A 25859-nucleotide genomic window follows, 5' to 3' on the forward strand; every position below is an offset into this window, starting at 1 on the left:
GCCGCCGGGTAGATGCCGCGCTGACCATGAACCAAGGTAACAACCGTGGGGAGTCGGGGTGCCGCTCGATGTCGGTGAGCCGGTGTGCGCTGGGCGGCCCAGGTCGCCCCCGCTCAACCGTCCAGCCGGATACGGATGCCCACCGTGCGCTCGGAGCCTCCCCGCAGCCGGCTGCCCAGGAGCCCGATCCGGGCGACCAGCCCGTACTTGCGCTTCATCAGAGCGGTGAAGTGTGTACTCGCGTCCGGTGCCAGCACCTCGGCGAAGCCTGGAACCGAGGCACCGAGCGACTTGCCGCGCCAGTCGCACGGGGCGACCGTCACCCGGCTCCCGTTGCGGATCCGCTTCACCTTGCCTGCGTCCGCCGCGCTCCACACCGCCAGCGTCTGGCCGTCGCGCATCACCCAGACAGGCGTGGGAACCGCCCTGCCGTCTCGGCGGAACGTGGTGAGAAGCAGATACTTGCCGGCCGCCAATTCGCCCAGCACCGTGTCGGTGTGTTTCATGACAAGATACTAACCAGTTAGTTAAGTTTGTGGTCGTTGGAACCGCCCAGCGAAGCGCACGACGTGGCTGAGAGGAATCTGCATGGGGCGATTCGTTGGGACCTTGCTCGCGGGCTTTGTCTTAGGCACCCCCGCGGTTCCTGTCGGGCTCTCACTTTCCCTGCCGGGTCCGGTCGCGCTGGTCGCGGTGCTGCTGGGCGCGGCCTGCTGTGTGGTCTTCGCGGTGTTCGCCATGGAACGCGTCCGGCTGCTCTGGCAGTCCAGCCGCGTCCGCCGGAAGTCGGCCGCCGCGCGGGCCGATTCGGCGACGGAAGCCGACGGCGCATCCGCCATCGCTGTGACCAGCGGAGAGGCGCCCGCAGCGGACGCCCGGCTCTCCGGCGCCACGGGGCGGCGGGCCAAGCGAGTCCTCGACCGATACGGCGTGGCGGGTTTCGGCATAGTAGGGCCTGCCCTCTTCGGTACCTGGGGCTCGGCCCTACTAGGTGCGGCGCTTGGCATCCCCAGCTGGCGGCTGATCCGCTGGCTGATGGCCGGGATCGCCCTGTGGTGCACGGTGCTGCTCGTCGCATCGGACGCGGTCATCGCCGTCTTCGGAATCGGGTGACGCCGAAAATGTCCCGAGCCGACGCCACCAAGGCCCGTATTCTCCAGGCCGCCACTGATGAGTTCGCCAAGTACGGTATCGCCGGAGCTCGCGTGGACCGGATCGCCAAGACCGCGGCGGCCAACAAGAATCTCATCTACGTCTACTTCTGCAGCAAGGACCTGCTCTTCGACGCGGTCTTCGACGCCCACGTCACCCACGGCATGAATTCGGTCCCCTTCACCCCCGGCGACCTCCCCGAGTACGCGGGACGGCTATTCGACTACTGCCGCCAGAACCCCGACGTCATCCGGTTGGCCACCTGGCACCGCCTGGAGCGTGGCGACCAGGACCCAGCCGTCGCGGCGCCCGCGCGCGACGCCAAACTGGATGCACTCGCCGCGACACAGGAAAAGGACGGCATCGGCTCCGAATTCTCACCCGCGACACTGCTGACCCTCGTCCTCGGCATGGCTCTCGCGTGGAGCCCGAGCAACATCACCAGCTTGCCGTCCGAGGCCGAGAGCGCCGATGACCGCCGCCGCGCGATCGTCGAGGCCGTCCGTCGCCTCCTGTGAGCTGCACCCCCTGGATGTCGGACAAGGTGGCGATCAGCTACACCTTGGGTCCCTGGTGTGGAGCGCCGCCCCGGACGATGGTTTACCTATGAGTGGCATGCAATCGACCGCCGAGGCGCGGCAGGAGAAGTTCCTGGCCAACGGCCGGACCAGGGTCATCCTGGCTTGCGGAGTGCTCGTCGCAGGACTGGGCACGGCTGCCGTAGTCATCGTCATTCCCCGACTCGCGTCCGCGATGTCCGGCATGGATGTCTCGACCATACTGATCTGGCTGGCAATCCCGGTCTTCATCATCGCCGTTGGGGCGGAGATCGTGTATCTCGAGCGTCGCGGCAAGCCATACGACTACCGTGACTCGGCTACCTCCATCGCCGGCGGTCTCGGGTACCAACTCCTCAACATTCCCTGGGCGCTGGTGGAACTCGCGATCTTCGCCTCTGTTTCTTCGCTGGTGCCGTGGCACCTCGAGGGTTGGGCCGCGTGGGCCGTCGCACTTGTCGGGGTCGACTTCGCCTACTACTGGTTTCACCGCGCGCACCACGAAATCCGGGTGTTCTGGTCGGTCCACGTCGTGCACCACTCGAGCGAGAGCTTCAACCTCACCACGGCACTACGTACGCCTTGGCTGGTTGTCACGTCCCTGCCGTTCCTTGTGCCACTGGCACTGTCGGGAATCGACGGCAAGATCATCGCCGCCTCCTACGCGATCAACCTGCTGTACCAATTCGGCATCCACACCGAGGTCATCGACAAACTGTGGGCGCCTGTCGAATTCGTGTTCAACACGCCGAGCCACCACCGCGTGCACCACGGCTCCAACACCGAATACCTCGACCGCAACTACGGTGGCGTCCTCATCATCTGGGACCGTATCTTCGGCTCCTTCGAGCCGGAGGGCGAGCGGGCGATCTACGGCCTCACCAAGAACGTCGAGACCTACAACATCGCAAAGATCAATGCCCGCGAGATAGTCGCGCTCTGGCGGGACGTCAGGAACGCGGCGACATTGTCGGACAAGCTCGGCTTCCTGTTCCGGGGGCCCGGTTGGCAGCCGCGGCCGACCTGATCGACCAGCTCGGTCGGCGCGCGCCAGGAACCCGGCATTCTTAGGATGGCGCGTGGGCCCGGGATGTGGGCGCCATCGAGATCGATGAGGAGCCGGTTGTGTCGGACACGTTTGTCGTTGCTGCTCGAATTCCCATGGAGAGGGAGGCATTCGAGCAGTGGCTGGAGACACCGGCGCCGGGGCCGGAGGCCATCGAGAATCATGGCGCGATGTATGACCGGTGGTTCTGGGACGGGAAGGCGCCGGATTGGCGGCAGGCCGAGGAGGGGATAACGCCTCGGGAGTATTTCGCCGACTGTTTCGGGGAGGACACCGGTGGGCTGACCTATGTACTGAGGTATCGGGCGGGAGCGCTCGAGGCGTATCTGATGCACTTCGGGTTCTGTGAGTCGAACATCTATACCGCGCTCGTGATGCTCGCCGCGGCGGGGCGGTCGAGCTCTGCCGCGGCGCCGAGCACGGTGTTGTTCTGGGCCGAGACCAGCGGGGCCATGTTCGCGGCCGATTCGGGCGGATGGCTGGCGACCCTGTCGGTCGGTGCCGATGGGGCGCGGTTCGCCGCCGATATCGATCTCACGGCGACGATCGCGCAGTTGCGAACGGCCGAGGCGAGCTATTTCGAACTGCTCGTCCGGTTGGCCGAGGTGGAGGAATCGGTTGGCGCCGAGGGCGAGTCGAGTTTCGTCGCGATCGCCCGTGATCCACGGTATGTGGATGCCGCGGTCCTCGCCGAGAGTTGAGCGGGGGCACCGGCGGGCGTGGTGGTCCGCTCGCCGTTGCCCAGGGTGCCTGACTACGCGGGGTCGCGACTGGTGAAGTCGAAGGATCCGCCGTCGATGCCCCAGGAGATGACCCGTTCGGGGTGAATGCGGATGACCGTGCGTTCCTGGTGTGGGAACGGTGGCTCCTCGTCATCGATCGCCTCGGCCGTGCCGCGTACCTCGATGCCGCGAATCACGTACGGATCCAGGGAAACCTGCTGGTCGATGACGAACGACACCCGGCTACCGGCCTCGACATTGCGGTACTTTCGAGTGGCGCGCATCCGCATGCCTCCGATGTCGATCGTGCCGTCGGCGTTCACCCGATAGTTGGTCGGGTTGTTCTGGACTACGCCGTCGGGCGACACCGTGGCCAGCCGGCCGATCCCGGCCTCGGCGAGGAACTGCTGTTCATTGATGGTGAAGGTCATGTCGGTTACTCCTTGGTGAGGTCAGAACAGGATCAGCGCGGCGCACAGTCCGGCAATGGCGATGAACTGCAGGGTGATTCGGTACTTCAGGATGCTGTCCCATTTGTCTTGCAGCGCACGGGCATCGGCCGGAACGGTGCCGCTCTGCGCGGCGGCGGTCTGCCGGGAATTGATCGGCTTGGCGATGCGGACGTAGAAGGCGAGCCAGGTCAGCAGCGCCGCCACCGTGATCCCCGCCGCGACCGCGGCGCCGATCTGCCCGGTCCACAGCGCGATCAGCAGCGTGAGTACCGCGGTGACCACACCGCCCACACCGAACACCGGCATGCGTTTGTCGCCGTAATAGTGGCCCCATCCCGCGCTCATGGTCACGGTCGCATCATCGAGTTTGCGGTAGACGGACCGGGTGATCACGGCCGCGCAGACATCGGTGCCGTAGATGACGGCATTGGCGAGAACGGCGACGGCGGCAATGATCTGGCCGGTGACGATGAGCATTTTCGGCTCCCTCTCTTGACTACTAGCAGTGCTAGAAACTGGAGCAACGGTAACATCTGCCCGCTAGCTTGTCTAGCGGTGCTAGATGATTCGCACGGAACATCTCACCTCGGCGACCCGCGACCATGGCTGTCGAGCTACCGCGAGCCGTCGGTCGGCGGGCCTACGCTGAGTGGGTGTCGGTGCTACCTCTGATCTTCACCGCGGGCTGGGCCAGCGGGATCAACGCGTATGCGGTGGTGTTCCTGCTGGGGTTGTTCGGCCGGATCGGCTGGACCGACGACGTGCCCCCTGGACTCCAACGGACCGATGTGCTCGTCGCCGCGGGAGTGCTGTTCCTGATCGAGGCCGTCGCGGACAAGATCCCGTACCTCGACTCGTTCTGGGACGCCGTGCACACGGTGGTGCGGCCCGCCTCGGGTGCGGTGGTGTCGGCCTTGATCGCAGGTCAGGATGATTCGCTGCCGACCCTGTTCGCCGCGGCGGTCGGTGGGACGACCGCCTTGGCCAGTCACATCGTCAAGGCGGGCACCCGCATGGCGATCAACACCTCACCGGAACCGGTCACCAATATCGCGTTGAGCACCGCCGAAGACCTGAGCGTCGGCGGCGTCCTCGCCCTCGCCATGTTCTTCCCGGTGCTGGCAGCGGTGATCGCCGCGGTCCTGCTCGCCATCGGATTGTGGATCGTCTACGCCTGTGCCAGCCGCATCCGGCGTTACCTCCGTCGCCGCCGGGAACGCCGGGAGGCGCGAAGCGCGGGCGCGGCCGCCGCACTCGAATAGCGGTCCCGAACATGCCGAGCGCCAGGACAATCGGCGGCGGGTCGACCCTCGGCGTGCGACGGCTCAGCGCACCTGCGGCGCCACCTTCGTCCCCAGCAGGTCGATGCTGTGCAGAACCTGCTCCGGCGGGAGGGTGCCGACGCTGGTGTGCAACATGAACCGGTCCAGCCCGAGGGTGTCGCGGACCTCGGCGATCTTGCCCGCCACGTAGTCGGGAGTGCCGACGAACAGCGAACCGCTCTGCGAGCGCAGGGCATCGAACTGTTCGCGGGTCATCGGGCTCCAGCCGCGTTCGCGGCCGATGGTCGACATGGCCAGCGCGTACGGCGCGTAGAAGTGGGCGACGGCTTGCGCGTCGCTGTCGGCGACATAGCCGTGCGCGTGCACCGCCACCGGCTGCTTCTCGTGGCCGCCCTCGGCCAGCGCCCGGTGGTACAGCTCGACCAGCGGCTTGAAGCCCGCCGGCTGGCCACCGATGATGGCGATCGCCAACGGCAGCCCGAGCAGGCCGGCGCGGATGACCGATTCGGGACTGCCACCGACCGCGATCCACACGGGCAGCGGCCTGTCGTCGGTGCGCGGGTACACCGTCACGTCGCGCAGTGGCGCACGGAACCGGCCCGACCAGGTCACCGGATCCTCCTCGCGCAGCCGCAGCAGCAGGGCCAGCTTCTCCTCGAACAGTGCGTCGTAATCGCCGAGGTTGTAGCCGAACAGGGGGAACGACTCGGTGAACGAGCCGCGCCCGGCCATCAGCTCGGCCCGGCCGTTCGACAGACCGTCCAGTGTCGCGAAGTCCTGGTAGACCCGGACCGGGTCGTCGGAGCTGAGGACGGTCACCGCGCTGGTCAGCTGGATGCGCTCGGTGCGTGCCGCCGCGGCGGCCAGCACGACCGCGGGGGAGGAGGCCGCGAAATCCTTGCGATGGTGCTCGCCGACGCCGTAGACATCCAGGCCGGCGGCCTCGGTCGCGACGGCCTCGTCGACGACCTGGCGCAGGCGCTCGGCGGCGGTCGGCGCCGGCCGGTCGCCGGTGGGGTACAGCTCGGCGAAGGTGGTCAGCCCCAGTTCCATGTGAACCTCGTTTCGGGATGCGGTCTGCTCCGGTCATCACCTAAACGGACTGCAGTCCGGCGAAATTCCCTGGATTGCGGATGGATGCAGATTATCTATAACAAAACTATAGTGGCCGTATGACCGCCCTCGCGCCTACCCGTACCGAGCCCGACCTGTCCTTCCTGCTCGACCGGACAAGTCATGTCCTGCGCACCCAGATGGCGGCGGCACTCGCCGAGATCGGCTTGACCGCCCGCATGCACTGCGTGCTGGTGCACGCGCTCGAAGCCGAGCGCACCCAGGCGCAGCTCGCCGAACTCGGTGACATGGACAAGACGACCATGGTCGTCACTGTCGACGCGTTGGAGAAGGCGGGGTTGGCCGAGCGCAAGCCGTCGAGCACCGATCGCCGTGCTCGCATCATCGCGGTCACGCCCGAGGGCGCGAAGCTCGCTGCGCGCAGTACCGAAATCGTCGACGGCGTGCATGAGGCGGCCTTGGGGTCGCTGCCGAAGGCGGAGCGCGAAACCCTGGTTCGCGCACTGAATCTGCTGGTGGAGGGTCATCTGTCGACGGCGGTAGAGGCTGCGCCCGCGCGTCGCGCCAGGCAATAGTCCGTAATAGATTGTCTGCAACGAAACTATCTAGTACGGTCGTTTCATGACCACTTCTCAGCGCATCGCCCTCGCGGTGCTGTCGGCGGCGACGCTGATGACCATCCTCGACGGCAGTATCGTCACCGTCGCCATGCCGGCGATTCAGGACGACCTCGGATTCTCGCCCGCCGGTCTGAGCTGGACCGTGAACGCGTACCTGATCGCCTTCGGCGGCCTGCTCCTGCTGGCGGGGCGGCTGGGCGACCTGATCGGCCGCAAGACGATGTTCCTCACCGGCAACGTCGTCTTCACCGTGGCATCGCTGCTGGCCGGTGCGGCGACGAGCCCGGCCATGCTGGTCGCCGCGCGCTTCCTGCAGGGCGTCGGCAGCGCGATCGCCGCCTCGGTGGTGCTCGGCATCCTGGTGACGATGTTCCCCGGCCCCCGTGAACGGGCAACGGCCATCGGCATTTTCAGCTTCACCGGCGCGGCGGGCGCGTCGATCGGCCAGGTGCTCGGCGGCGTGCTCACCGATGCGCTGAACTGGCACTGGATCTTCCTCATCAATGTGCCGATCGGGCTCGTCACCGTGCTGGTCGCGGTCAAGGCGCTGCCCGCCGACCGTGGGCTCGGCTGGGCCGCGGGCGCCGACGTCTTCGGTGCCGTTCTGGTGACCTCCGGTCTGATGCTCGGCATCTACACCGTCGTCGAGGTCGAGCGGTACGGCTGGAACTCGCTGCACACCCTGGGTCTCGGCGCGCTGGCGGCCGCGCTGCTGGCCGCGTTCGTGATCCGTCAGGCGACCGCCCGTAATCCGCTGCTGCCGCTGCGCATCTTCCGCTCCCGCACTGTGTCCGGCGCCAATGTCGTGCAGATGCTGACGCTGTCCGCCATGTTCGCCTTCCAGATCATCGTCGCGCTCTACCTGCAGAAGGTGCTGGGCTACAACGCTTTGCAGACCGGTCTGGCCATGCTGCCCGCGGCCGTCGCCATCGGCGGGGTATCGCTGTTCGCCTCGGCCCGGCTCATCACCCGCTTCGGTGAACGCACTGTGCTCGTCGCCGGTCTGGTGCTGCTGCTGGCCGGAATGGCATGGCTCACCAGGCTTCCGGTGCAGGCCGACTATGTCGTGGATCTGCTGCCGATGATGGTGCTGATCGCCGGCGGCGGACTGGTCCTGCCCGCACTCACCGGGCTGGGTATGTCGGGTGCCGCGGCCGACGATGCCGGGCTGGCCTCGGGCCTGTTCAACACCACCCAGCAGGTCGGCATGGCGATCGGCATCGCGGTCCTGTCCACCCTGGCCGCCGCGCGGACCGGTACCGAGCTGGCGGTGGGTGTATCGGACGCCGTGGCTCTGACCAGCGGTTACCGGCTGGCGTTCACCGTGGCGGCGGGTCTGCTGGCCACCGCCCTGGTCGTCAGCGTCACCGTGCTGCGCCGTCCGGGCTCCACCGATGAGGTTGTACCCGCCGCTACCCCGGTTCCCGCCTTCTGAAGCAGCAGGCCGCCGGGGCAGGCATCGCGGAACAGCCTCCATGGCCAGCCCGGCTCCGCCTCGCAGAACGCCGCCGCCACCTGTGCCGGCGGCGACCTGCGCGCCTGCGGGACGGATTGCTTCCGCGCCGGGGCGGCCGACGAACCCGACGGCCGGTGGACTGCTGTCCGGTCCGGGTAGTCGCTACCGCGCCAGCCGCTGAGATTCGGTGAGCCGGGTGTCGAACCAGCTGACGAGCTCCGGATCGTCGAGACCATCGGCGACGAGCGTCGCCGCGGACAGATCGTGCGAGCGGGTGTAGGCGTTCTGCGCTGCGACACAGCGCAATCGGGCTGCCGTCGCGGCCAGGACGCCGTTGGCGGAGTCCTCCACGGCCACGGCGTGTTCAGGAGCGCAGCCCGTCCTGGCCAGGACCTCGAGGTACACCGCCGGGCTCGGCTTGAGATCGGGCACTTCGGATCCGGTGACGACGGTGCCGAACACATCGCCGAACGTATTCCGCAACAACGGTTCCACCCAGGCGCGGGTGCCGGTGGTCGCCACGTGCAGCGCGACACCCCGCGCGGTGAGCCGCTCGATGAGCCGGCGTGCGCCCGGCCTCGGCTGAATCTTCCCGTTCTCGACCAGGTGCCGCATGATCCGTGTCTTGCTGGGGTGCAACCGTTCCGCGAGCTCCCTGGCGTGCGCGGGTGGCCTGCCGGTGCTCTCGAACCAGTAGGTCATCCGGTGTGTGCCGCCCGCGATCTTCAGCAGCTGCCCGTAGCAGTCGACGTCCCACCGATCGGGGAGCCCGGCTTCGGCGAAGGCCGCGTTGAACGCCACCCGGTGACCGTCGCGCTCGCTGTCGACCAGCGTGCCGTCCACATCGAAGATCACCGCGTCCAAGCGAGTCATCGTGTCCCGCCAAGGTATTCGCGGATTCGGGTGAGCACCGCCTGCACGGTGAAGCCGTGCTGAGCCATGACCTCGGCGCCGGGACCGCTGTGCCCGAACCCGTCGATCCCGATCGCGAGGTCGACCAGGCCCGCCCAGCCCACGGTGCTGCCCGCCTCGATGCTGACGGTGTGGGCGGAGGGGTCGGGGGAGTAGTGCGAGCGGTCCAGCACCGACACCACGCGAACCGTGTGGCCGTCGGCCCGAAGCTGATCGGCTGCGGCCCCCGCCAGCGCGACTTCCGAGCCGGTGGCGACGAGTTCGACGGTGCGGAGGTCCTCGCCCCCGGGCGAGCCGGTGGCCGCGATGTCGACAGAGCCGGCGGATTCGATAGCGCTCTGCGAGTCGGTGGCGTCACCCTGTGAGTCGGTGACGTGCTGAATCGGGGCGTTGGTGTTGTCCTGCGGCAGTGCCTGTCTGGACAGCACCAGCGCGGTCGGTCCGTCGGTGCGGCTGAGGGCCAACTCCCAGGCGAGAGCGGTCTCGGCGTCATCGGCCGGGCGCAGCACCTGCAAGCCAGGGATCACACGCAACGACTCGACGTGTTCGACCGGCTGGTGGGTCGGTCCGTCCTCGCCGACGGCGATCGAGTCGTGAGTGAACACATATATCACCGGCTGACCCATCAGCGCCGACAGACGCAAAGCCGGACGCAGATAGTCGGCGAACACCAGGAACGTACTGCCGAATACCCGGAATCCGCCGTGCAGGCTGATCCCGTTGAGGATGGCGGCCATGCCGAATTCGCGGATACCGAACGCGATCGCGGTGCGCGAGTAGTCGTCTCGGGTCACCACCGGGCCGCAGGAGGTGCCGGTCGATCCCGCGAGATCGGCCGAGCCACCCACCAGCTCCGGCAGCACCGGCAGCATGGCATCCAGGCACGCCTGCGAGGACTGCCGAGTCGCCCGCGGTGCGTCCCCGACGATCCCGGACAGCGCATCGACGATCCCGGCGGGCAGGATCCGCGCGCAGGCGCGGGCGAACTCCTCGGCGCGTTCCGGTGCGGCAGCGGCGAATTCGGCGAAACGGTCGAGCCAGTCCGCGCGGTCCTCGGCGCCGATCTCCGCCAGCACCGCACACGTAGCACCGACCTGCTCGGGCACCGTGAACGGCGGATAGCCCCACCCCGCGAGCTCTTTGGCTCGTGCCAGCTGATCGGCGCCCAAGGGTGACCCGTGCGCCTTCGCCGTACCCGCCACGTCGGGGGCGCCATGACCGATCACCGTACGCACGGCCAGGAAGCTCGGGCGCGGGTCGGCTCCGGCGCGGCGGATGGCCGCGTCGATCGCCTCGATATCGGTGCCGTCCGGCACCACCTCGGTGTGCCAGCCGTAGGCGGCGAAGCGGGCGATCTGGTCGTCACCGCACGAACGGTCCACCGCACCATCGATGGTGATGGCATTGTCGTCCCAGAGCACGATCAACCGGCCGAGCCCGAGGTGCCCAGCGAAGGAAGCGGCCTCATGGCTGACGCCCTCCATCAGGCAGCCGTCGCCGACGATCGCGTAGGTGCGGTGCTCGGTGATCTCGGGGTAGCGGGCGTGGGACATGCGCTCCGCCAATGCCATTCCGACCGCCATCGCCAGCCCCTGACCGAGCGGCCCGGTCGTGCACTCCACCCCGGGGGTCTCGCCGAATTCCGGGTGGCCCGGCGTCCGCGACCCCAGCTGACGGAAGCGGCGCAGCTCCTCGACAGGCAGGTCGTAGCCGAACAGGTGCAGCAGCCCGTACAGCAGTGCCGAACCGTGCCCGGCAGACAGTACGAACCGGTCCCGGTCCGCCCATCCCGGGTCCGCCGGATCGTGCCGGAGATGCCTGCTCCACAGCGTCCACGCCATCGGCGCCGCCCCCATCGGCATGCCGGGATGGCCGGAGTTCGCGGCCTCGACCATGTCGGCGGCGAGGAACCGCAGGGTGTCGACGGCGAGCTGGTCGGTCTCGACCGACGGCGCGACGAGCGGCCGATGGACAGTGGATTCCGGCATGGCGCGGCCTTCCTGATCGGGTCCGTCCATCGGACCGCATCGCCGCCGCCGTGCCCTCCCCCCGGCGGGTGGGCGGGCGGGTGAGATCGGGAAATGCCGGTAACCGCCGAGGTTTTCGGCCGTAGGCTGGCGGTATGCCGACCCCGTTACGGCTTGTGCTCGTCGACGATCACGAGATGGTCCTGCACGGGCTCGACGCGATGCTCGGCCACTTTCCCGACGAGGTCGTCATCGTCGGGCAGTCCACCACCGACACCGCCGCGCTGCGGATGGTCGCCGAGCATCGGCCCGACATCGTGCTGTGCGATGTCCGCATCGGCAAGGCCAGCGGACTCGATCTGTGCAGGCAGATCACCGCGCAGTACCCGGAGACGAAGGTCGTCCTGCTCACCGTGTACGACGACGAGCACTACCTCTACCAGGCCCTGCGCGCCGGCGCCGCGGGCTACATCCTCAAACGGGTCGACGGGCGCGAACTCGTCGCCCAGCTGCTGCGGGCGGGGGAGGGGGAGACCGTTGTCGACCCGGCGCTGGCCGGTCGGGTGGCGCTGGCCGCGGCACGGCTCGACGCGGGGCAGTTCTGGTCCGGCGCGCATCTGGGCCTGACCCAGCGGGAGTCGGAAGTACTGGGGCTGTTGGTGTCCGGGTATTCGAACCGGGCGGTGGCGGGCAAGCTCGTGGTCAGCGAGGACACGGTGAAGACCCATATTCGCGGGCTGTATCGCAAACTCGGGGTATCCGATCGCAGCGGGGCGATCGCGGTCGCGTTGCGCGAGGGGCTGTTCCGTTGACGGCCGCGGCGCCGACAGCGGCCGAGCTCGCCGCGCTCCTCACCGCTGACGGTGTGCTGCTCTATGCCGTCGACGGGCAGAACCTCGCCATCGTCGACCTGTGGCCCGCGCATCCGTCGGCGGGCTCGCTTACCTTGCCGGTGGGGTTCGGGGTGACCGGGTTGGTCGCGCGGACCGGCACACCGGTGCTGCTCGACGTCGACTCGCCACGCAATGCGCTGCACCGCAAGCTGTTACGGCTCGACCCCGACCAGACGGTCACCCGGATGTGCGTGCCGCTGCCGGGAATCGACGGCGCGGTGGTCGGTGTGCTGGCCGCGCACCGCGACCCGGCCGAACCTTTCGGGCCCGATGATCTCGCGTGCGCCGAATCCGCTGCGGCGGTCCTCGGTCTGTCGTTGCACGCGCACCGGTTGTGGCGCACGGTGAATCGGCACCGCAGCGAGCGGGATCGCCTTGTCGAGCAAGCGATCTCGGCGCAGGAGGCCGAGCGACGCCGGATCGCCTTCGACCTGCACGACGGGGTGACCACCGCGCTCGCGTCCATGTCGTTCCATCTGTCCGCGGCAGGCCTCACCGTCACCGAACTCGCCGCCCACGTCGCCACCGGTGACGAAGCCGGTGCGCGTGCCTTGGAACGCGCCCGCGAAGAGCTGATCAGCGCCCGCGCACTGGCCGACTTCGCCTACAGCGAGACCAGGTCGGCGATCTCGGGGCTGCACAGCCTCGTCCTCGACGACCTCGGCCTGGTCGCCGCCATCGAATCGCTGGTGCACACGGCGAGCAGCGGTGACGGACCGTCGATCGAATTGCTCGTCGATCCGGCGGCCGCTGTCGGTGACATCCCCGACCACGCGGCAGCGGCCCTGTACCGGATCGCGCAGGAGGCGCTGGCCAACGCGGTCAAGCACGCGGGGGCGAACCGGATCGTGCTGTCGCTGCGCCGGGTCGGCGACTCGGTCGTCCTCGGCTGCTCCGACGACGGCGCAGGCTTCGACCCGGTCGCCCGCCGGGAAGCTCGGGCCGTCGACGGTGAGCAGCATTTCGGTCTGAGTTCGATCGCCGAGCGCTGCGCCGTCATCGAGGCCTCGCTGCGGGTCGAGTCGCTGCGGGGGCGCGGGACGATCCTGCTGGTCGAGCTGCCCATCCGGTAGTCAGCGGGTCGCCTCGGCGGCGCTGCGGCAGTTGTCGAGCAGAACCTGCTGCGCCGCACCGACTTCGGCCTGACCTGCCCAGGTGTGCAGGGCCGCGCTGACCAGCGCCCTGCCGAACGAGAAGGTCACCGCCCACGGCCGGCCCGCGAGGATGGTGAGGTTGCCCAGGTAGTCGCAGACCTGCTCGGTGGGTTGCCCACCGGACAGGAACGCGATGCCGGGCACCTCGGCGGGCACGGTCTCACGCAGCACCGCGAAGGTCGCAGCCACCACGTCGTCCACCGACGCGGGCGCGGCGTCGAGACCCGGCGTCACGAAGTTCGGCTTGAGCACGATGCCCGACAGGTCGACACCGGCGGCATCGAGCGCGGCGAACACCGACCGCAGAGCCAGCCGGGTCGCCTGCGTCGAGGCGTCGAGGTCGTGGTCGCCGGTGCACAGCACCTCCGGCTCGACGATCGGGACGATGCCGTGCTGCTGACACAGCGCGGCGTAGCGCGCCAGCGCGTGCCCGTTGGCGTGCGCGGCGTACGGCGTGATCGACCGCACGTCGAAGACCGCCCGCCACTTGGCGAACGCGGCGCCGCGCTGGGCATAGGACGCCAATCGGGCGCCGAGCCCGTCGAGACCCTCGGTGACGAGAGCACCGCCCTGACCGGGGAGTCCGGTGGTGCCGGTGTCGACCTTGATGCCGGGCAGGATGCCCAGCTCGCGCGCCGCGACCGGGAACGCGCGGCCGTCGGCGAGATCCTGACCGAAGGTCTCGTCGCACAGAATGATTCCGCTGATCCACTCCGCCAGGCCGTCGGCGGTGAGCAGCAGTTCGCGGTAGTCGCGCCGGGTGGTCGCGCTGGCGGGAATCCCTTCCTGTTCCAGGCGGGCGGACATGGTCTTGATCGACTCGTCTGCGGCGAGGATGCCGCGGCCGTCGCCGGTCAGCTGCTGGGCGACGGCGGCGAGAGTCGTGGCGGGAAGTGTCGTCATGGGGAGATCATGCGAGCGGTTCCGGACCGCGTCCTCACCCCTGCGGGCGATACCGGGTGTGAACTGCCGCGTTGACAACCGGCACGAAACTGGGAAGCCTTTTGGTCAACCTGTCTGACCGCAGTGCCGCGGCACGGAAAGAAGCCGGTGATGACCTCGATCGATGACCCCGCCGACGACCTGTCGGTCACGCCGCCGAAGACCTGGGCGGCGGGTGTTCCCGGGGTGGTCCACGCACTCGAGTACTCGCTGTCGCAGACCTCCGCCAAGCGCACCGCGCTGACGCTGCTGAACGTCAACCAGACCGAGGGCTTCGACTGCCCCGGCTGCGCCTGGCCGGAACCGAAACATCGGCACAAGAACGAGTACTGCGAGAACGGCGCCAAGCACGTCAGCGACGAGGCGACCACCCGCCGGGTCACCGCGGAATTCTTCCGCACCCACCCCGTGGACGAACTCGACGGCATGTCCGACTACTGGCTCAATCAGCAGGGCAGGCTGACCGAGCCGATGGTCAAACGGCCCGGCGCGACCCACTACGAGCCGATCGGCTGGGACGACGCCCTCGCCCTGATCGCCACCACGCTGCGCGGGCTCGACTCGCCGGACGAGGCACTGTTCTACACCTCGGGCAGGCTCAACAACGAGGCAGCGTTCCTGCTGCAACTCTTCGCCAGGGCCTACGGCACGAACAATCTGCCCGACTGCTCGAACATGTGCCACGAGTCGAGTGGATCGGCACTGAATCAGACGCTGGGTGTCGGCAAGGGCAGTGTGTCGCTGGACGACATCTACGCCGCCGACCTGATCTTCGTCGTCGGCCAGAACCCCGGCACCAACCATCCACGGATGCTCTCGGCGCTGGAAGAGGCCAAGCGCAACGGCGCGAAGGTCGTCGCGGTCAACCCGCTGCCCGAGGCCGGGCTGATCCGGTTCAAGAACCCGCAGGTCCCGCGCGGGGTGATCGGGCGCGGCACCGCCATCGCCGACCACTTCCTGCAGATCCGCCCCGGCGGCGACCTGGCCCTGTTCCAGACGCTGAACCGGCTGCTGCTCGAAGCCGAGGACGCCGCACCGGGCACCGTCCTCGACCACGACTTCATCGGCACCCAGACCAATGGCTTCGACGCCTTCGCCGCGCACACCAGGCAGCTCGGCTGGGACGCCGCGCTCGAGGCCACCGGGTTGACCAGGGCGGCGATCGAGCAGGTACACGAGCAGGTGCTCGCCTCGAAGAAGATCATCGTGTGCTGGGCGATGGGACTGACCCAGCACAAGCATGGCGTGCCGACGATCAGGGAGATCGTCGACTTCCTGCTGCTGCGCGGCAATCTCGGCCGCCCCGGCGCCGGGGTGTGCCCGGTTCGCGGGCACAGCAATGTCCAGGGCGACCGCACGATGGGCATCTGGGAACGGATGCCGCAGACCTTCCTCGACGCGCTCGGCACCGAGTTCGGCTTCACCCCGCCCGCCGCGCACGGCCTGGACTCGGTCGCCGCGATCCGTGCCATGCGCGACGGCACGGCGAAGGTGTTCGTCGGTGTCGCAGGCAATTTCGCGCGCGCGACACCCGACAGCGCGGTGACCGAGGCCGCCCTGCGGCAGTGCGCGCTCACCGTGCAGATCTCCACCAAACTCAACCGCTCGCACACGGTCTGCGGTGAGACGGCGCTGATCCTGCCCACCCTCGGCCGCAGCGATCGCGACATCCAGGCCAGCGGTGAGCAGTTCGTCACCGTCGAGGATTCGATGAGCGAGGTGCACGCCTCCCGCGGCAGGCTCGACCCGGCTTCGCCCCACCTGCTCAGCGAGGTCGCCATCATCTCCCGGCTCGCGCAGCGCACGCTCGGCGCGACCCCGGCGATCCCGTGGGCGCAATTCGAAGCCGACTACGACACCGTGCGCGACCGCATCTCCCGGGTCGTGCCCGGTTTCGAGAACTTCACCGAGCGCGTCGACCGGCCGGGTGGGCTGCGGCTGATCAACCCGGTCAACCAGGGGATCTACCGCACCGCCAGTGGCAAGGCGGAGTTCACCTGCAACGACTTCGCCATGCTCGCGGTGCCGCCGGGACATCTGCTGCTGCAGTCGCTGCGCTCCCACGACCAGTGGAACACCATCCCGTACGCGAACAACGACCGCTACCGGGGCATCCACAACGCGCGCCGGGTGGTGATGGTCAACCCCGACGACCTGGCCGAGCTCGGGCTGGCCGATCGCGACGTGGTCGACCTGGTCAGCGTCTGGCACGACGGGGTCGAGCGCCGCGCGGAGAACTTCGTCGCGGTGGCCTACCCGGCCAGCCGCGGCTCGGCGGCGGCCTACTACCCCGAGACCAATGTGCTCGTTCCGCTCGACAGCGTCGCCGACATCAGCAACACCCCCACCTCCAAGGGCATCGTCGTCCGCCTCGAACCGCGTCACAGCACCGTGCGGGGGTCCTAGCTACACTCCCTTTATGTCCGTGCGCACCCGTCAGCCACTCGTTCCCGGCACCCAGTCGCCGATCCGGGATGTCCCGCGTTCCATCGAGCGTCCCGAGTACGTGTGGAAGAAGACCGCGAATGAGGGCCACGAGCCCTGGGTGCAGACGGCCGAGACCATCGAGAAGATGCGGATCGCGGGCAAGATCGCCGCCCAGGCGCTCGAAGAGGCGGGCAAGGCGGTCGCGCCCGGCGTCACCACCGACGAGCTGGACCGCATCGCGCACGAGTACATGTGCGACCACGGCGCCTACCCGTCCACGCTCGGCTACAAGGGCTTTCCCAAGTCCTGCTGCACCTCGCTCAACGAGGTCATCTGCCACGGCATCCCCGACTCGACCGTCATCGAGGACGGTGACATCGTCAATATCGATGTCACTGCCTACATCCACGGCGTGCACGGCGACACCAACAGGACCTTCCTCGCCGGCGATGTCGACGAGGAGGTGCGGCTGCTGGTCGAGCGCACCGAAGAGGCCACCAACCGGGCGATCAAGGCGGTCAAGCCGGGTCGCGCGCTCAATGTGATCGGCCGCGTCATCGAGGCTTACGCCAACCGCTTCGGTTACGGCGTCGTCCGCGACTTCACCGGCCACGGCGTCGGCCCCACCTTCCACAGCGGCCTGGTGATCCTGCACTACGACCAGCCCAACATCGAGTCGGTCATCGAGCCCGGCATGACCTTCACCATCGAGCCGATGATCAATCTCGGCGGCATCGACTACGACATCTGGGACGACGGGTGGACCGTGGTCACCCAGGACCGCAAGTGGACGGCGCAGTTCGAGCACACCCTGGTAGTCACCGAAACGGGCGCGGAAATCCTGACCCTGCCGTGAGTCTGTCGCTGGAGTCGGCAGCGTGAGCGACGCGGGCGTGCGCGGGGCGCTGCTGGTCGCGGGCACTACCTCCGACGCGGGGAAAAGCGTTGTCGTGGCGGGCATCTGCCGGATGCTGGCCCGGCGTGGGGTGCGGGTGGCGCCGTTCAAGGCGCAGAACATGTCCAACAACTCCGTCGTCACGCTGGACGGCGGGGAGATCGGTCGCGCGCAGGCGTTGCAGGCGCGGGCGTGCGGGCTGGAGCCGAGCGTGCGCTTCAACCCGGTCCTGCTCAAGCCGGGCAGCGACCGGCGCTCGCAGTTGGTGGTGCGGGGCCGGGCGATCGGAACTGTCGGGGCGCGGGACTATTTCACTCGCCGGCAGCAGTTGCGCGAGGTAGTCGCGGCCGAACTCGCCTCGCTGCGTGCGGAATTCGATGTGGTGATCTGTGAGGGCGCTGGATCGCCCGCCGAGATCAATTTGCGCGCTACGGATCTGGCGAACATGGGTCTGGCACGGGCGGCGAATCTTCCGGTTCTGGTGGTCGGCGATATCGATCGCGGGGGAGTGCTCGCCCACCTGTTCGGCACCGTGGCGGTGCTCGAACCCGAAGACCAGCAACTCATCTCGGGGTTCCTCGTCAACAAGTTCCGTGGCGACGTCTCGCTGCTTCAGCCGGGCCTCGACCAGCTGACCGCCCTGACCGGGCGCCCCACGCTGGGCGTGCTGCCCTTCGCCGAAGAGCTGTGGCTCGACGCCGAGGACTCCCTCGGCACGGTCGCGGGCACTCCCGTCGGCCGACCTGCACCACCCCACGGCTCCGAGTGGCTCACCGTCGCCGCGATCCGCCTGCCCCGCATCTCCAACTCCACCGATATCGAAGCCCTCGCCTGCGAACCCGGCGTCGCCGTTCGCTGGGCCGACAGTCCCCATCAGCTGACCACCGCCGACCTCGTCGTCCTCCCCGGATCCAAATCCACCATTTCCGACCTGGAATGGTTGCGCACCAAGGGAATCGGTGATGCCCTGCGCGGCCGCGCCGCAGCAGGCCGCCCCATTCTCGGCATCTGCGGCGGCTACCAGATGCTCGGCCGCCGCATCGTCGACGGCGTCGAACACACCGCGGATCCATCGATCGCGGAGCCGGACCAGCCGTACGTGGCCGAAGGACTCGGCCTGCTCGACCTCGACATCGAATTCGCGAACCCGAAGATCGCCCGTCAAGTGACAGGCGTGGCGGGCCAACTACCCCTGCACGGCTATGAGATCCACCACGGCCGCGTCGCCCGCAACGCCGACCCGGCCTGGCTGACCATCGATGGCACCTCCGAAGGCAGTGCGCGCCAAGCGATCTGGGGCACCCACGTCCACGGCCTCCTCGAATCCGACGAGTTCCGCCGCACCTGGCTCACCGGCGTCGCGACCCACGCGGGCCGCACCGGTTTCGCCGTGGCACCCACCACTTCCGTCGCGGCCATCCGATCCGCCCAGCTGGACCTCCTCGCCGACCTCGTCGAACAGCACGTCGACCTCCCGGCGCTGGACCGTCTGATCCACGCCGGCGCCCCCACCGACCTGCCCGTCATTCGAACCGGAACAGTCCAGACGCACCCCGAGCCCAGTTGGTAGCGTGACCGCATGAGCAGTCAACCGGTGCCAGGCGGCGTGGTCCACGCGCTGCCCGCGGACCTGCGGTCGGCGTTGCTCACCAACCGGGTGGCACTCGAGGCCTGGCGCGACATCACACCCCTGGCCCGCAACGAGTTCATCTGCTGGGTCGAGGACGCCAAGCAGCCCGCGACCAGGGAACGCCGAATCCGGCGAACCCAGGAAGAGCTGGCCGAAGGCCAGCGCCGCCCCTGCTGCTGGCCGGGATGCAAGCACCGCGAGCGCACCGGCCGATAGCGGCGCGAGAAACGTCGACTCGAGTCCGCTGTGACAGGTCTGGCAATTCGGGCCCTCCGCGTTGGGAAACCGCAGGACAGGGGTGAAAACAGACCGGTCATCACGAGCGGAACGACCTGCCGTGTTCAGCCTGGCCGTGTACCGTACACCGGCATGAAATCTCGGCAGATCACGGTCGGTGACCGGGCTTGGACAGTGCGGGTCGACGGGCCGTCATCGCGGCACAATGTACTGCTGCTTCCCGACGCGGACGACCCTGCCGACGTCTTCGATCAGGTGTGCGCGCGCCTGCACGAATCCGATCTGCAGACCGTCGTGCTGGAGTCCGTCGACGGGCTGGAACCGCCCGCGATCCATGTCATTCTCGACGAGCTCGAGCTGCCGTATGTCAACGTCGCAGGCCGCGGCGCCGGTGCGGCGCTGGCCTGGCGGCTGTGTGCGGGACGGTTCGGCCGGTTCATGAGCCTGGTGGTCGCCGATCACGGTCATCCGGCCGTGCCCGACGCCGACGGCAACGCCGACGATCCGGCCTGTCCGCCGCTGGAGCTGCCGGTCACCATGCTGGTCACCAAGGGCCTGGCGCGCGCCACCGCCGACGCGTCGGGTCGCTTCGTGTACGGCGAATTCCGGGTGGTCCCCCTCGAGGTCGACAACATCGCCACCGAGGGCGCCCACGAGCTGGCCACCGAGATCGTCCTGCGCACCAGCCTCTGGTGAGTGGCGGCCGGGACCCCTGGTCCCGGCACGCCAACGGAACTAGCTCTTGCGGTAGGCCGCCAGCCAGTCGAGCCAGTTGTCGGTTTCGGCGAAAGCGTTGGCGCGCACCGCTTCCGAGGACAGGAACACGTCGTGGCGGGCGCCGTCGATCGGCACGATCGAGGTGCGCTCGCCCAGGCAACCCGCCCAGCGCTGGATCTGCTTGACGTCGAGCACGGCGTCGGCCACATCGACGGCGGGGCTGTGCTCGCGGGCGAACTTGGTGAGCCGCGAGCGCAGGATCAGCGCGGGCACACCGATCGCCAGACCCTGGTGCAGGCGGGTCTGCCCCTGCCGGATAGCGCGCAGCCAGCCCAGCCGCACCGGTTCGCCGGTCAGCGGCTTCCAGTCCAGGTTGTAATCCCACTCACCCGACCGGGTGTGGTGCAGGCTGTCGCCGTAAGCGGTGCTGACGCCCATGCCGGGGATCATCGCGAACGCGCGCAACCTGCCGACGGCGTTGATGACCGGGGTGCCGACCGTCCGGTAGTAGGACGGGCCCTGCAGATCGAACCAGGGGCTGTTCAGGACGACGCCGACGACACCGGCCTTCGCGCTGCCGCCCGCGGCCTCGAGCCGGTCCAGCCACAGCGGCACGACCAGCCCGCCCGTCGAATGCGCGACGATCAGCACGTCGTTGCCGGTCTCCTCGCGCGCGATCCGCAGCGCCTCGTTCAGCTCGGCGTCGTAGAGCGCCAGGTCGCTGACGTAGTGCGCGCTCTGCCCCACCCGCCGCGAACGGCCGCATTTGCGCAGGTCGAGGGCGTAGAAACGGTGGCCGCGGGCAGCGAAATGCTCGGCCAGATGCTCCTGGAAGAAGTAGTCGGTGAAGCCGTGCACGTACAGCACGGTGGGCTCGGAAGCCGCGGCCGCGGCGTCGGGCAGGTAGCGCACGAGGGTGGCCGCCACCTCGCCCTCACCGTCGGGGTCGGGGCCGAGCGGCAGCGTGCGCTGCTGGTAGTCGGTGCCGAGGACATCGGTTTGCCACTGCTCATCGGTCCGCTCGGCGGCGCCGGCCGGCTCGAGTGAGGTTTCGTTCGTCACACCGCTCAATCTATCGCGCGGTCACCGCGACGTGCAGTGTTGGTTTAGATCACATTCGGGAGGTCGGTTGCAGTACTACGCACGGCTGAGGTGCACAATTGGCAACAGGTGAACGACGGGTAACCTACCCCCCGGCGATTCACCGCGAGTCGCACCAAACCACAAAGCGCCCGCGCCCAAGCGAACTCACCCCGGTGGGTAGCTGAGAAGGACAAGGAAGTCGAAGTACCCGTGTCGAACGCTGCGAAGACTGAAAAGACCGATGTAGTTCTCATCGGCGCAGGCATCATGAGTGCCACGCTGGGCGTGCTGCTGCGGCAGCTGCAGCCGGAGTGGACCATCTCGGTGTTCGAGCGGCTCGACGCCGCCGCCGCGGAGAGCAGCGATCCGTGGAACAACGCGGGCACCGGTCACTCGGCGCTGTGCGAGCTCAACTACAGCCCGCAGAACGCCGACGGCTCGGTCGACATCGGCAAGGCCGTCGACATCAACGAGCGCTTCCAGGTCTCGCGCCAGTTCTGGGCCTCCGCGGTCGACACCGGCGTCCTCGACGACCCCTCCGGCTTCATCAACCCCATCCCGCACGTCAGCTTCGTGCACGGCGCCGACAACGTCGACTACCTGCGCAAGCGCTACGAGGCGCTGGCGCCGCACCCGCTGTTCCACGGCATGGAGTACATCGACACCCCCGACGAGTTCGCCGCGCGCCTGCCGCTGATGGCCAAGGGGCGTGACTTCGCCGACCCGATCGCGCTGAACTGGACCGACGGCGGTACCGACATCGACTTCGGCGCGCTCACCAAGCAGCTGCTGGCCTACGTCGGCTACTCCGGCGGCGAGATCGCCTTCGGCACCGAGGTCCGCGACCTCGACAAGCAGTCCGACGGTTCCTGGAACGTCACCGTCCGCAACCTGCGCACCTTCCGGTCCCGCACGATCAACGCGAAGTTCGTCTTCGTCGGTGCCGGCGGTGGCGCGCTGCCGCTGCTGCAGAAGTCGGGCATCAAGGAGGCCAAGGGCTTCGGCGGCTTCCCGATCAGCGGCCAGTTCCTGCGCTCGACCAACCCGGAGCTCATCGCCGCGCACGAGGCCAAGGTGTACGGCAAGGCCGCCGTCGGCGCGCCGCCGATGTCGGTGCCGCACCTGGACACCCGCGTCATCAACGGTCGTAAGGGCCTGCTGTTCGGCCCCTACGCGGGCTGGACCCCGAAGTTCCTCAAGGACGGCTCCAACACCGACCTGTTCAAGTCGATCAAGCCGAACAACATCGGTTCGCTGGTCGGTGTCGGCCTCACCGAGATGGGCCTGACCAAGTACCTGATCAGCGAGCTGCTCAAGTCGCAGAACGGCAAGGTCGGCGTGCTCGAGGAGTTCCTGCCGCGTGCCGAGGGCCGCGACTGGGAGCTGATCACCGCCGGCCAGCGCGTGCAGGTCATCCGGAAGAAGGGTGTCGGCGGTGTGCTCGAGTTCGGCACCGCGGTCATCTCCGCCGCTGACGGCTCGATCGCCGGTCTGCTCGGCGCCTCCCCGGGTGCCTCGACCTGTGTCACCGCCATGCTCGACGTGATGCAGCGCTGCTTCCCGCGCGAGTACGCGGGCTGGACCCCGCAGCTGCAGCAGATGATCCCGTCGCTGGGCCAGAAGCTGTCGGAGAACCAGGCGCTGTTCCAGGAAGTGTGGGACTGGACCACCAAGTCGCTCGAGCTCGACAAGGTGAACGCCACCACCGAGCAGGATGCCGCCGGTTTCGCGAAGGTGCGATAGCGGAGCCGATGTCGCCGGTCGTCGTGCGGCGGGCATGGGCGGCGGATCTCGACACCGCCACCCTGTACCGGCTGTTGAAACTTCGCGTCGACGTGTTCGTCGTCGAGCAGGAATGCGCCTATCCCGAGCTGGACGGGCATGACCTGCTGCCGACGACCCGGCACCTGTGGTTCGAGGACGACGGCGAGGTCATCGCCACGCTGCGCCTGCTCGAAGAGTGCGACGACTTCCGTATCGGCCGGGTGTGCACGGCCGTGCCCGCCCGCGGGCGCGGCTACTCCGCCCGGCTGCTGCGGGCCGCGCTGGCCGAGACCGGATCGGCGACCGTCCGGCTCGACGCGCAGTCCTACCTGGTGGACATGTACGCCACCTTCGGGTTCTCGCCGGACGGCGAAGAGTTCCTCGACGACGGCATCCCGCATATCCCGATGCGCCGGGGATAACCCACGCGGCAAACCCGGCGGAATCGTGCAAAGCGGGTCGTCCCGATCAGTATTCTGACTCGAAGCGCATCGATTGCACGATGACGCCGGTCTCGGGCCGTGCCTGCCCGGCGCGGGTCATGATCAGACTCGCGCATAGAGTGGGTGCGTGCCTGGTTTTGCTGATGTCGCCGCTGGTCCGCACACCGCCGCTCGATCGGCGGGTGAGGCGGGGTTCCCGTTCTCGGCGGTGGTCGGGCAGGAACAGCTGCAGCTGGCGTTGATCTTGTCGGCCGTGCACCCCGGGATCGGCGGTGTGCTGGTGCGCGGCGAGAAGGGCACCGCGAAGTCGACCGTGGTGCGGGCGCTGGCCCAACTGCTGCCCCCGGTGGTCGACGAAACCGGCGCGCGCCCCGCACGGCTGGTGGAGCTGCCGGTCGGCGCGACCGAGGATCGCGTGGTCGGTTCGCTGGACCTCGAGCGGGTGCTGCGCGACGGGGAGCAGGCGTTCCGCCCCGGTCTGCTGGCGGCGGCGCATCACGGCGTGCTCTACGTCGACGAGGTGAACCTGCTGCACGACCATCTGGTCGATGTGCTGCTCGACGCGGCCGCGATGGGCCGGGTCCATGTCGAGCGCGACGGCGTCTCGCATTCGCATCCGGCGCGGTTCGTCCTGGTCGGCACCATGAACCCCGAAGAAGGTGAGCTGCGGCCCCAGCTGCTTGACCGGTTCGGCCTCACCGTCGACGTGGCCGCCTCCCGCGAGGTGGACACCCGCATGGCGGTGGTGCGCAGGCGCCTGGACTACGAGGCCGATCCGGCCGGGTTCGCCGCGCGCTACGCCGACGCCGATCAGGTTGTCGCCGAACGGATTCTGACCGCCCGCGACCGGCTGCCCGAGATCGCGCTCGACGATACCGAGCTACGCCGGATCGCGGCGCTGTGCGCGGCCTTCGATGTGGACGGGATGCGCGCGGATCTGGTCGTGGCCCGCACCGCGACCGCGCATGCCGCGTGGCGTGGGCGCGATCGCGTCACCGAGGACGATGTGCGGATCGCGGCCCAGCTGGCTCTGCCGCATCGACGTCGGCGCGATCCGTTCGACGAGCCGGGGATCAGTGAGCAGCAGCTCGACGATGCGATGCAAGCGGCGGCCGACGAGGTCGAGAATGCCGCCGAGGCTGCGGGATTCGACGAATCCGCGACCGACGACGACGGCGCCGCCGATCCGCGGGACGACGCTCCCGGACAGGGCGAGAACGACGATTCGGCTGATCGGCGCCCGGCGAACGCGGGCGGAGACCCCGATCTCCGTGATCTCGACGGCGCCGAGGACGACCGCGGTCCCGAGGGACCGGTCGACCAGGGTTCTGACGGCGACGGACCGGACGATCCCGACGGCGGCCCCGACGGCGGTGGCCCCGGGGGCGGACCCAACGGTGGCGGTGGCGGGTCCAGGCCCGCGGCCGAAGGGATCTCGGGCACACCGGGTTCCGTGGCGAAGCCCGCGCCGCGCTGGGAGGTCCCCGGCATCGGCGAAGGTGCGCCGGGCCGTCGATCCCGCGCCCAGACCCGCACCGGCCGGATGGTGCGCCCAGATACCGATACCTCCACCGGCCTGCACTTGCTCGGGACCGTATTCGCGGCCGCCCCGAGACAATTCGAGCGCGGCCGGTTCAGTGGCCCCCTAGCGCTTGCCGCCGAGGACCTGCGTGGCGCGTATCGCGAAGGGCGCGAAGGGAATCTGGTCGTCTTCGTCGTCGACGCCTCCGGGTCGATGGCCGCCCGCGACCGCCTGACCGCGGTCACCGGCGCCATCGTCACCCTGCTGCGCGACGCCTACCAGCGCCGCGACAAGGTGGCCGTGATCAGCGTGCGCGGCAGCGAAGCCGAACTCGTCCTCCCGCCGACCTCCTCGGTCGACATCGCCGTCCGCCGCCTGGCCGGCCTGCGCACCGGTGGCAAGACCCCGCTCGCCGCGGGCCTGCTGAAGGCGCGTGAGGTGATCGCCCGCGAACACGTCCGCGATCCCCGCCGCCGCCCGATGCTGGTGCTGCTCACCGACGGCCGCGCCACCGGCGGCGTCGACCCGCTGCCCCGCGCCCGCACCGCGGCTCGCCTGCTCGCAGGCGAAGGCCACACCGCCATGGTCATCGACTGCGAACGCGGCATGATCCGCCTCGGCCTCGCCGCCGAACTGTCCCGTGACCTGCGCGCCCGGTATCTGCGCCTGGACGAACTCACCGGGGATACCGTCGCCGACGTCGTCCGCACCACCGGCCGCGCTGCGGCGCGCGCGGCGTAATGGCTGCGCGGCGTGCTCGAGTGAAGTCGGTGGCGGTGTCAGGTTCGGAGCCCCATCCGTCGCGGCGTTCGGCGCTGCTGGGTTCTGAGCTTGCTGAGCGTTGGCGTGTGGTGTGCACGATGCCGGGTGTCTGAGCCCCCGCGTGATCGT

The 25859-nt window shown here is 68.8% G+C and carries 25 protein-coding genes; 17 read left to right on the plus strand and 8 right to left on the minus strand.

Going from position 1 to position 25859, the window contains the following annotated elements; all coding sequences use genetic code 11:
- Positions 1 to 113: 113 nt before the first annotated feature.
- Positions 114 to 506, minus strand: coding sequence for a PPOX class F420-dependent oxidoreductase (locus ACWF9G_RS16260; protein WP_379308472.1), 393 nt, complete (start codon positions 504 to 506; stop codon positions 114 to 116).
- Between the two features lie 82 nt (positions 507 to 588).
- On the opposite strand from ACWF9G_RS16260, the gene ACWF9G_RS16265 reads away from it, so the two are divergent.
- The 4 genes from ACWF9G_RS16265 to ACWF9G_RS16280 all read left to right on the plus strand — a co-directional run bounded on the left by ACWF9G_RS16265 (position 589) and on the right by ACWF9G_RS16280 (position 3476).
- Positions 589 to 1113, plus strand: coding sequence for a hypothetical protein (locus ACWF9G_RS16265; protein ID WP_452516121.1), 525 nt, complete (start codon positions 589 to 591; stop codon positions 1111 to 1113).
- Positions 1114 to 1121: 8 nt separating this feature from the next.
- Positions 1122 to 1670 carry a TetR family transcriptional regulator gene (locus ACWF9G_RS16270; RefSeq protein ID WP_452516123.1) on the plus strand — a complete coding sequence of 183 codons (549 nt, stop codon included), beginning with the start codon at positions 1122 to 1124 and terminating at the stop codon, positions 1668 to 1670.
- Positions 1671 to 1758: 88 nt separating this feature from the next.
- Positions 1759 to 2736, plus strand: coding sequence for a sterol desaturase family protein (locus ACWF9G_RS16275; RefSeq protein ID WP_452516125.1), 978 nt, complete (start codon positions 1759 to 1761; stop codon positions 2734 to 2736).
- A gap of 98 nt (positions 2737 to 2834) precedes the next feature.
- Positions 2835 to 3476: a hypothetical protein gene (locus tag ACWF9G_RS16280; RefSeq protein ID WP_452516127.1), complete on the plus strand. Its 642-nt coding sequence runs from the start codon at positions 2835 to 2837 to the stop codon at positions 3474 to 3476.
- A gap of 53 nt (positions 3477 to 3529) precedes the next feature.
- On the opposite strand, the gene ACWF9G_RS16285 is transcribed toward ACWF9G_RS16280, so the two are convergent.
- Both ACWF9G_RS16285 and ACWF9G_RS16290 read right to left on the minus strand, forming a co-directional pair.
- Positions 3530 to 3928: a PPOX class F420-dependent oxidoreductase gene (locus ACWF9G_RS16285; protein ID WP_379308477.1), complete on the minus strand. Its 399-nt coding sequence runs from the start codon at positions 3926 to 3928 to the stop codon at positions 3530 to 3532.
- Between the two features lie 21 nt (positions 3929 to 3949).
- Positions 3950 to 4426, minus strand: a complete 477-nt coding sequence (locus ACWF9G_RS16290) for a DUF1772 domain-containing protein (RefSeq protein WP_452516128.1) — start codon at positions 4424 to 4426, stop codon at positions 3950 to 3952.
- A 176-nt stretch (positions 4427 to 4602) separates the two neighbouring features.
- Here ACWF9G_RS16290 and ACWF9G_RS16295 point away from each other — a divergent pair, with 176 nt between their 5' ends.
- Positions 4603 to 5211 carry a DUF4126 domain-containing protein gene (locus ACWF9G_RS16295; protein WP_379308479.1) on the plus strand — a complete coding sequence of 203 codons (609 nt, stop codon included), beginning with the start codon at positions 4603 to 4605 and terminating at the stop codon, positions 5209 to 5211.
- Between the two features lie 63 nt (positions 5212 to 5274).
- On the opposite strand, the gene ACWF9G_RS16300 is transcribed toward ACWF9G_RS16295, so the two are convergent.
- Positions 5275 to 6285 carry an LLM class flavin-dependent oxidoreductase gene (locus ACWF9G_RS16300; protein WP_379308480.1) on the minus strand — a complete coding sequence of 337 codons (1011 nt, stop codon included), beginning with the start codon at positions 6283 to 6285 and terminating at the stop codon, positions 5275 to 5277.
- A gap of 119 nt (positions 6286 to 6404) precedes the next feature.
- Here ACWF9G_RS16300 and ACWF9G_RS16305 point away from each other — a divergent pair, with 119 nt between their 5' ends.
- Positions 6405 to 6881 (plus strand): MarR family winged helix-turn-helix transcriptional regulator, encoded by a 477-nt coding sequence (locus ACWF9G_RS16305; protein WP_452516129.1) that lies wholly within the window; start codon positions 6405 to 6407, stop codon positions 6879 to 6881.
- Positions 6882 to 6927: 46 nt separating this feature from the next.
- Positions 6928 to 8361, plus strand: a complete 1434-nt coding sequence (locus ACWF9G_RS16310; protein WP_379308482.1) for a DHA2 family efflux MFS transporter permease subunit — start codon at positions 6928 to 6930, stop codon at positions 8359 to 8361.
- Positions 8362 to 8544: 183 nt separating this feature from the next.
- Here ACWF9G_RS16310 and ACWF9G_RS16315 read toward each other — a convergent pair whose 3' ends face one another.
- The gene (locus ACWF9G_RS16315) at positions 8545 to 9255 is read right to left on the minus strand and encodes an HAD-IA family hydrolase (protein WP_452516131.1); all 711 of its coding nucleotides are present in this window, start codon (positions 9253 to 9255) and stop codon (positions 8545 to 8547) included.
- Positions 9252 to 11312: a transketolase gene (tkt, locus tag ACWF9G_RS16320; RefSeq protein WP_452516133.1), complete on the minus strand. Its 2061-nt coding sequence runs from the start codon at positions 11310 to 11312 to the stop codon at positions 9252 to 9254. The genes ACWF9G_RS16315 and tkt overlap by 4 nt, the downstream gene beginning before the upstream one ends.
- Positions 11313 to 11416: 104 nt before the next feature.
- Between tkt and ACWF9G_RS16325 the strand changes: the two genes are divergently transcribed.
- Both ACWF9G_RS16325 and ACWF9G_RS16330 read left to right on the plus strand, forming a co-directional pair.
- On the plus strand, positions 11417 to 12073 hold the full coding sequence (locus tag ACWF9G_RS16325; RefSeq protein ID WP_379308485.1) for a response regulator: 657 nt from the start codon (positions 11417 to 11419) through the stop codon (positions 12071 to 12073).
- Complete coding sequence (locus ACWF9G_RS16330; protein ID WP_452516135.1) at positions 12070 to 13227, plus strand: GAF domain-containing sensor histidine kinase; 1158 nt, start codon at positions 12070 to 12072, stop codon at positions 13225 to 13227. The genes ACWF9G_RS16325 and ACWF9G_RS16330 overlap by 4 nt, the downstream gene beginning before the upstream one ends.
- On the opposite strand, the gene ACWF9G_RS16335 is transcribed toward ACWF9G_RS16330, so the two are convergent.
- Complete coding sequence (locus tag ACWF9G_RS16335; RefSeq protein ID WP_452516137.1) at positions 13228 to 14211, minus strand: class I fructose-bisphosphate aldolase; 984 nt, start codon at positions 14209 to 14211, stop codon at positions 13228 to 13230. It lies immediately after the preceding gene.
- Between the two features lie 150 nt (positions 14212 to 14361).
- Here ACWF9G_RS16335 and ACWF9G_RS16340 point away from each other — a divergent pair, with 150 nt between their 5' ends.
- The 5 genes from ACWF9G_RS16340 (at position 14362) to ACWF9G_RS16360 (ending at position 20135) form a co-directional block, all read left to right on the plus strand.
- A complete protein-coding gene (locus tag ACWF9G_RS16340; RefSeq protein ID WP_452516139.1) occupies positions 14362 to 16656 on the plus strand; it encodes an FdhF/YdeP family oxidoreductase in 2295 nt (764 codons plus the stop codon).
- A 13-nt stretch (positions 16657 to 16669) separates the two neighbouring features.
- The gene (gene map / locus ACWF9G_RS16345; RefSeq protein ID WP_379308489.1) at positions 16670 to 17533 is read left to right on the plus strand and encodes a type I methionyl aminopeptidase; all 864 of its coding nucleotides are present in this window, start codon (positions 16670 to 16672) and stop codon (positions 17531 to 17533) included.
- 22 nt (positions 17534 to 17555) lie between these two features.
- Positions 17556 to 19142, plus strand: coding sequence for a cobyric acid synthase (locus ACWF9G_RS16350; protein WP_452516140.1), 1587 nt, complete (start codon positions 17556 to 17558; stop codon positions 19140 to 19142).
- A gap of 9 nt (positions 19143 to 19151) precedes the next feature.
- Positions 19152 to 19418: a YdeI/OmpD-associated family protein gene (locus ACWF9G_RS16355; protein WP_379308491.1), complete on the plus strand. Its 267-nt coding sequence runs from the start codon at positions 19152 to 19154 to the stop codon at positions 19416 to 19418.
- A 153-nt stretch (positions 19419 to 19571) separates the two neighbouring features.
- On the plus strand, positions 19572 to 20135 hold the full coding sequence (locus ACWF9G_RS16360) for an alpha/beta hydrolase (RefSeq protein WP_379308492.1): 564 nt from the start codon (positions 19572 to 19574) through the stop codon (positions 20133 to 20135).
- Positions 20136 to 20174: 39 nt separating this feature from the next.
- Here ACWF9G_RS16360 and ACWF9G_RS16365 read toward each other — a convergent pair whose 3' ends face one another.
- Positions 20175 to 21218 carry an alpha/beta hydrolase gene (locus ACWF9G_RS16365; RefSeq protein ID WP_452516143.1) on the minus strand — a complete coding sequence of 348 codons (1044 nt, stop codon included), beginning with the start codon at positions 21216 to 21218 and terminating at the stop codon, positions 20175 to 20177.
- A gap of 231 nt (positions 21219 to 21449) precedes the next feature.
- Here ACWF9G_RS16365 and mqo point away from each other — a divergent pair, with 231 nt between their 5' ends.
- From mqo to ACWF9G_RS16380, 3 genes are all read left to right on the plus strand, one after another.
- Complete coding sequence (gene mqo / locus ACWF9G_RS16370) at positions 21450 to 22982, plus strand: malate dehydrogenase (quinone) (RefSeq protein ID WP_452516145.1); 1533 nt, start codon at positions 21450 to 21452, stop codon at positions 22980 to 22982.
- Between the two features lie 8 nt (positions 22983 to 22990).
- Complete coding sequence (locus ACWF9G_RS16375; RefSeq protein ID WP_452516146.1) at positions 22991 to 23425, plus strand: GNAT family N-acetyltransferase; 435 nt, start codon at positions 22991 to 22993, stop codon at positions 23423 to 23425.
- Between the two features lie 148 nt (positions 23426 to 23573).
- Entirely contained in the window at positions 23574 to 25709 is a 2136-nt protein-coding gene (locus tag ACWF9G_RS16380; RefSeq protein ID WP_452516148.1) for a magnesium chelatase subunit D family protein, read from the plus strand.
- The last annotated feature ends 150 nt before the right edge of the window (positions 25710 to 25859 follow it).

This window comes from Nocardia sp. NPDC055029, from assembly GCF_053608525.1.

Coding starts and splice junctions, on each gene's coding strand:
- ACWF9G_RS16310 (WP_379308482.1), top strand. CDS start 6,928: ATGACCACTTCTCAGCGCATCGCCCTCGCGGTGCTGTCGGCGGCGACG.
- ACWF9G_RS16265 (WP_452516121.1), top strand. CDS start 589: ATGGGGCGATTCGTTGGGACCTTGCTCGCGGGCTTTGTCTTAGGCACC.
- ACWF9G_RS16335 (WP_452516137.1), bottom strand. CDS start 14,211: ATGACGACACTTCCCGCCACGACTCTCGCCGCCGTCGCCCAGCAGCTG.
- ACWF9G_RS16340 (WP_452516139.1), top strand. CDS start 14,362: ATGACCTCGATCGATGACCCCGCCGACGACCTGTCGGTCACGCCGCCG.
- ACWF9G_RS16315 (WP_452516131.1), bottom strand. CDS start 9,255: ATGACTCGCTTGGACGCGGTGATCTTCGATGTGGACGGCACGCTGGTC.
- ACWF9G_RS16305 (WP_452516129.1), top strand. CDS start 6,405: ATGACCGCCCTCGCGCCTACCCGTACCGAGCCCGACCTGTCCTTCCTG.
- ACWF9G_RS16285 (WP_379308477.1), bottom strand. CDS start 3,928: ATGACCTTCACCATCAATGAACAGCAGTTCCTCGCCGAGGCCGGGATC.
- tkt (WP_452516133.1), bottom strand. CDS start 11,312: ATGGACGGACCCGATCAGGAAGGCCGCGCCATGCCGGAATCCACTGTC.
- ACWF9G_RS16270 (WP_452516123.1), top strand. CDS start 1,122: ATGTCCCGAGCCGACGCCACCAAGGCCCGTATTCTCCAGGCCGCCACT.
- ACWF9G_RS16300 (WP_379308480.1), bottom strand. CDS start 6,285: ATGGAACTGGGGCTGACCACCTTCGCCGAGCTGTACCCCACCGGCGAC.
- ACWF9G_RS16375 (WP_452516146.1), top strand. CDS start 22,991: ATGTCGCCGGTCGTCGTGCGGCGGGCATGGGCGGCGGATCTCGACACC.
- map (WP_379308489.1), top strand. CDS start 16,670: ATGTCCGTGCGCACCCGTCAGCCACTCGTTCCCGGCACCCAGTCGCCG.
- ACWF9G_RS16360 (WP_379308492.1), top strand. CDS start 19,572: ATGAAATCTCGGCAGATCACGGTCGGTGACCGGGCTTGGACAGTGCGG.
- ACWF9G_RS16355 (WP_379308491.1), top strand. CDS start 19,152: ATGAGCAGTCAACCGGTGCCAGGCGGCGTGGTCCACGCGCTGCCCGCG.
- ACWF9G_RS16290 (WP_452516128.1), bottom strand. CDS start 4,426: ATGCTCATCGTCACCGGCCAGATCATTGCCGCCGTCGCCGTTCTCGCC.
- ACWF9G_RS16325 (WP_379308485.1), top strand. CDS start 11,417: ATGCCGACCCCGTTACGGCTTGTGCTCGTCGACGATCACGAGATGGTC.
- ACWF9G_RS16275 (WP_452516125.1), top strand. CDS start 1,759: ATGAGTGGCATGCAATCGACCGCCGAGGCGCGGCAGGAGAAGTTCCTG.
- ACWF9G_RS16260 (WP_379308472.1), bottom strand. CDS start 506: ATGAAACACACCGACACGGTGCTGGGCGAATTGGCGGCCGGCAAGTAT.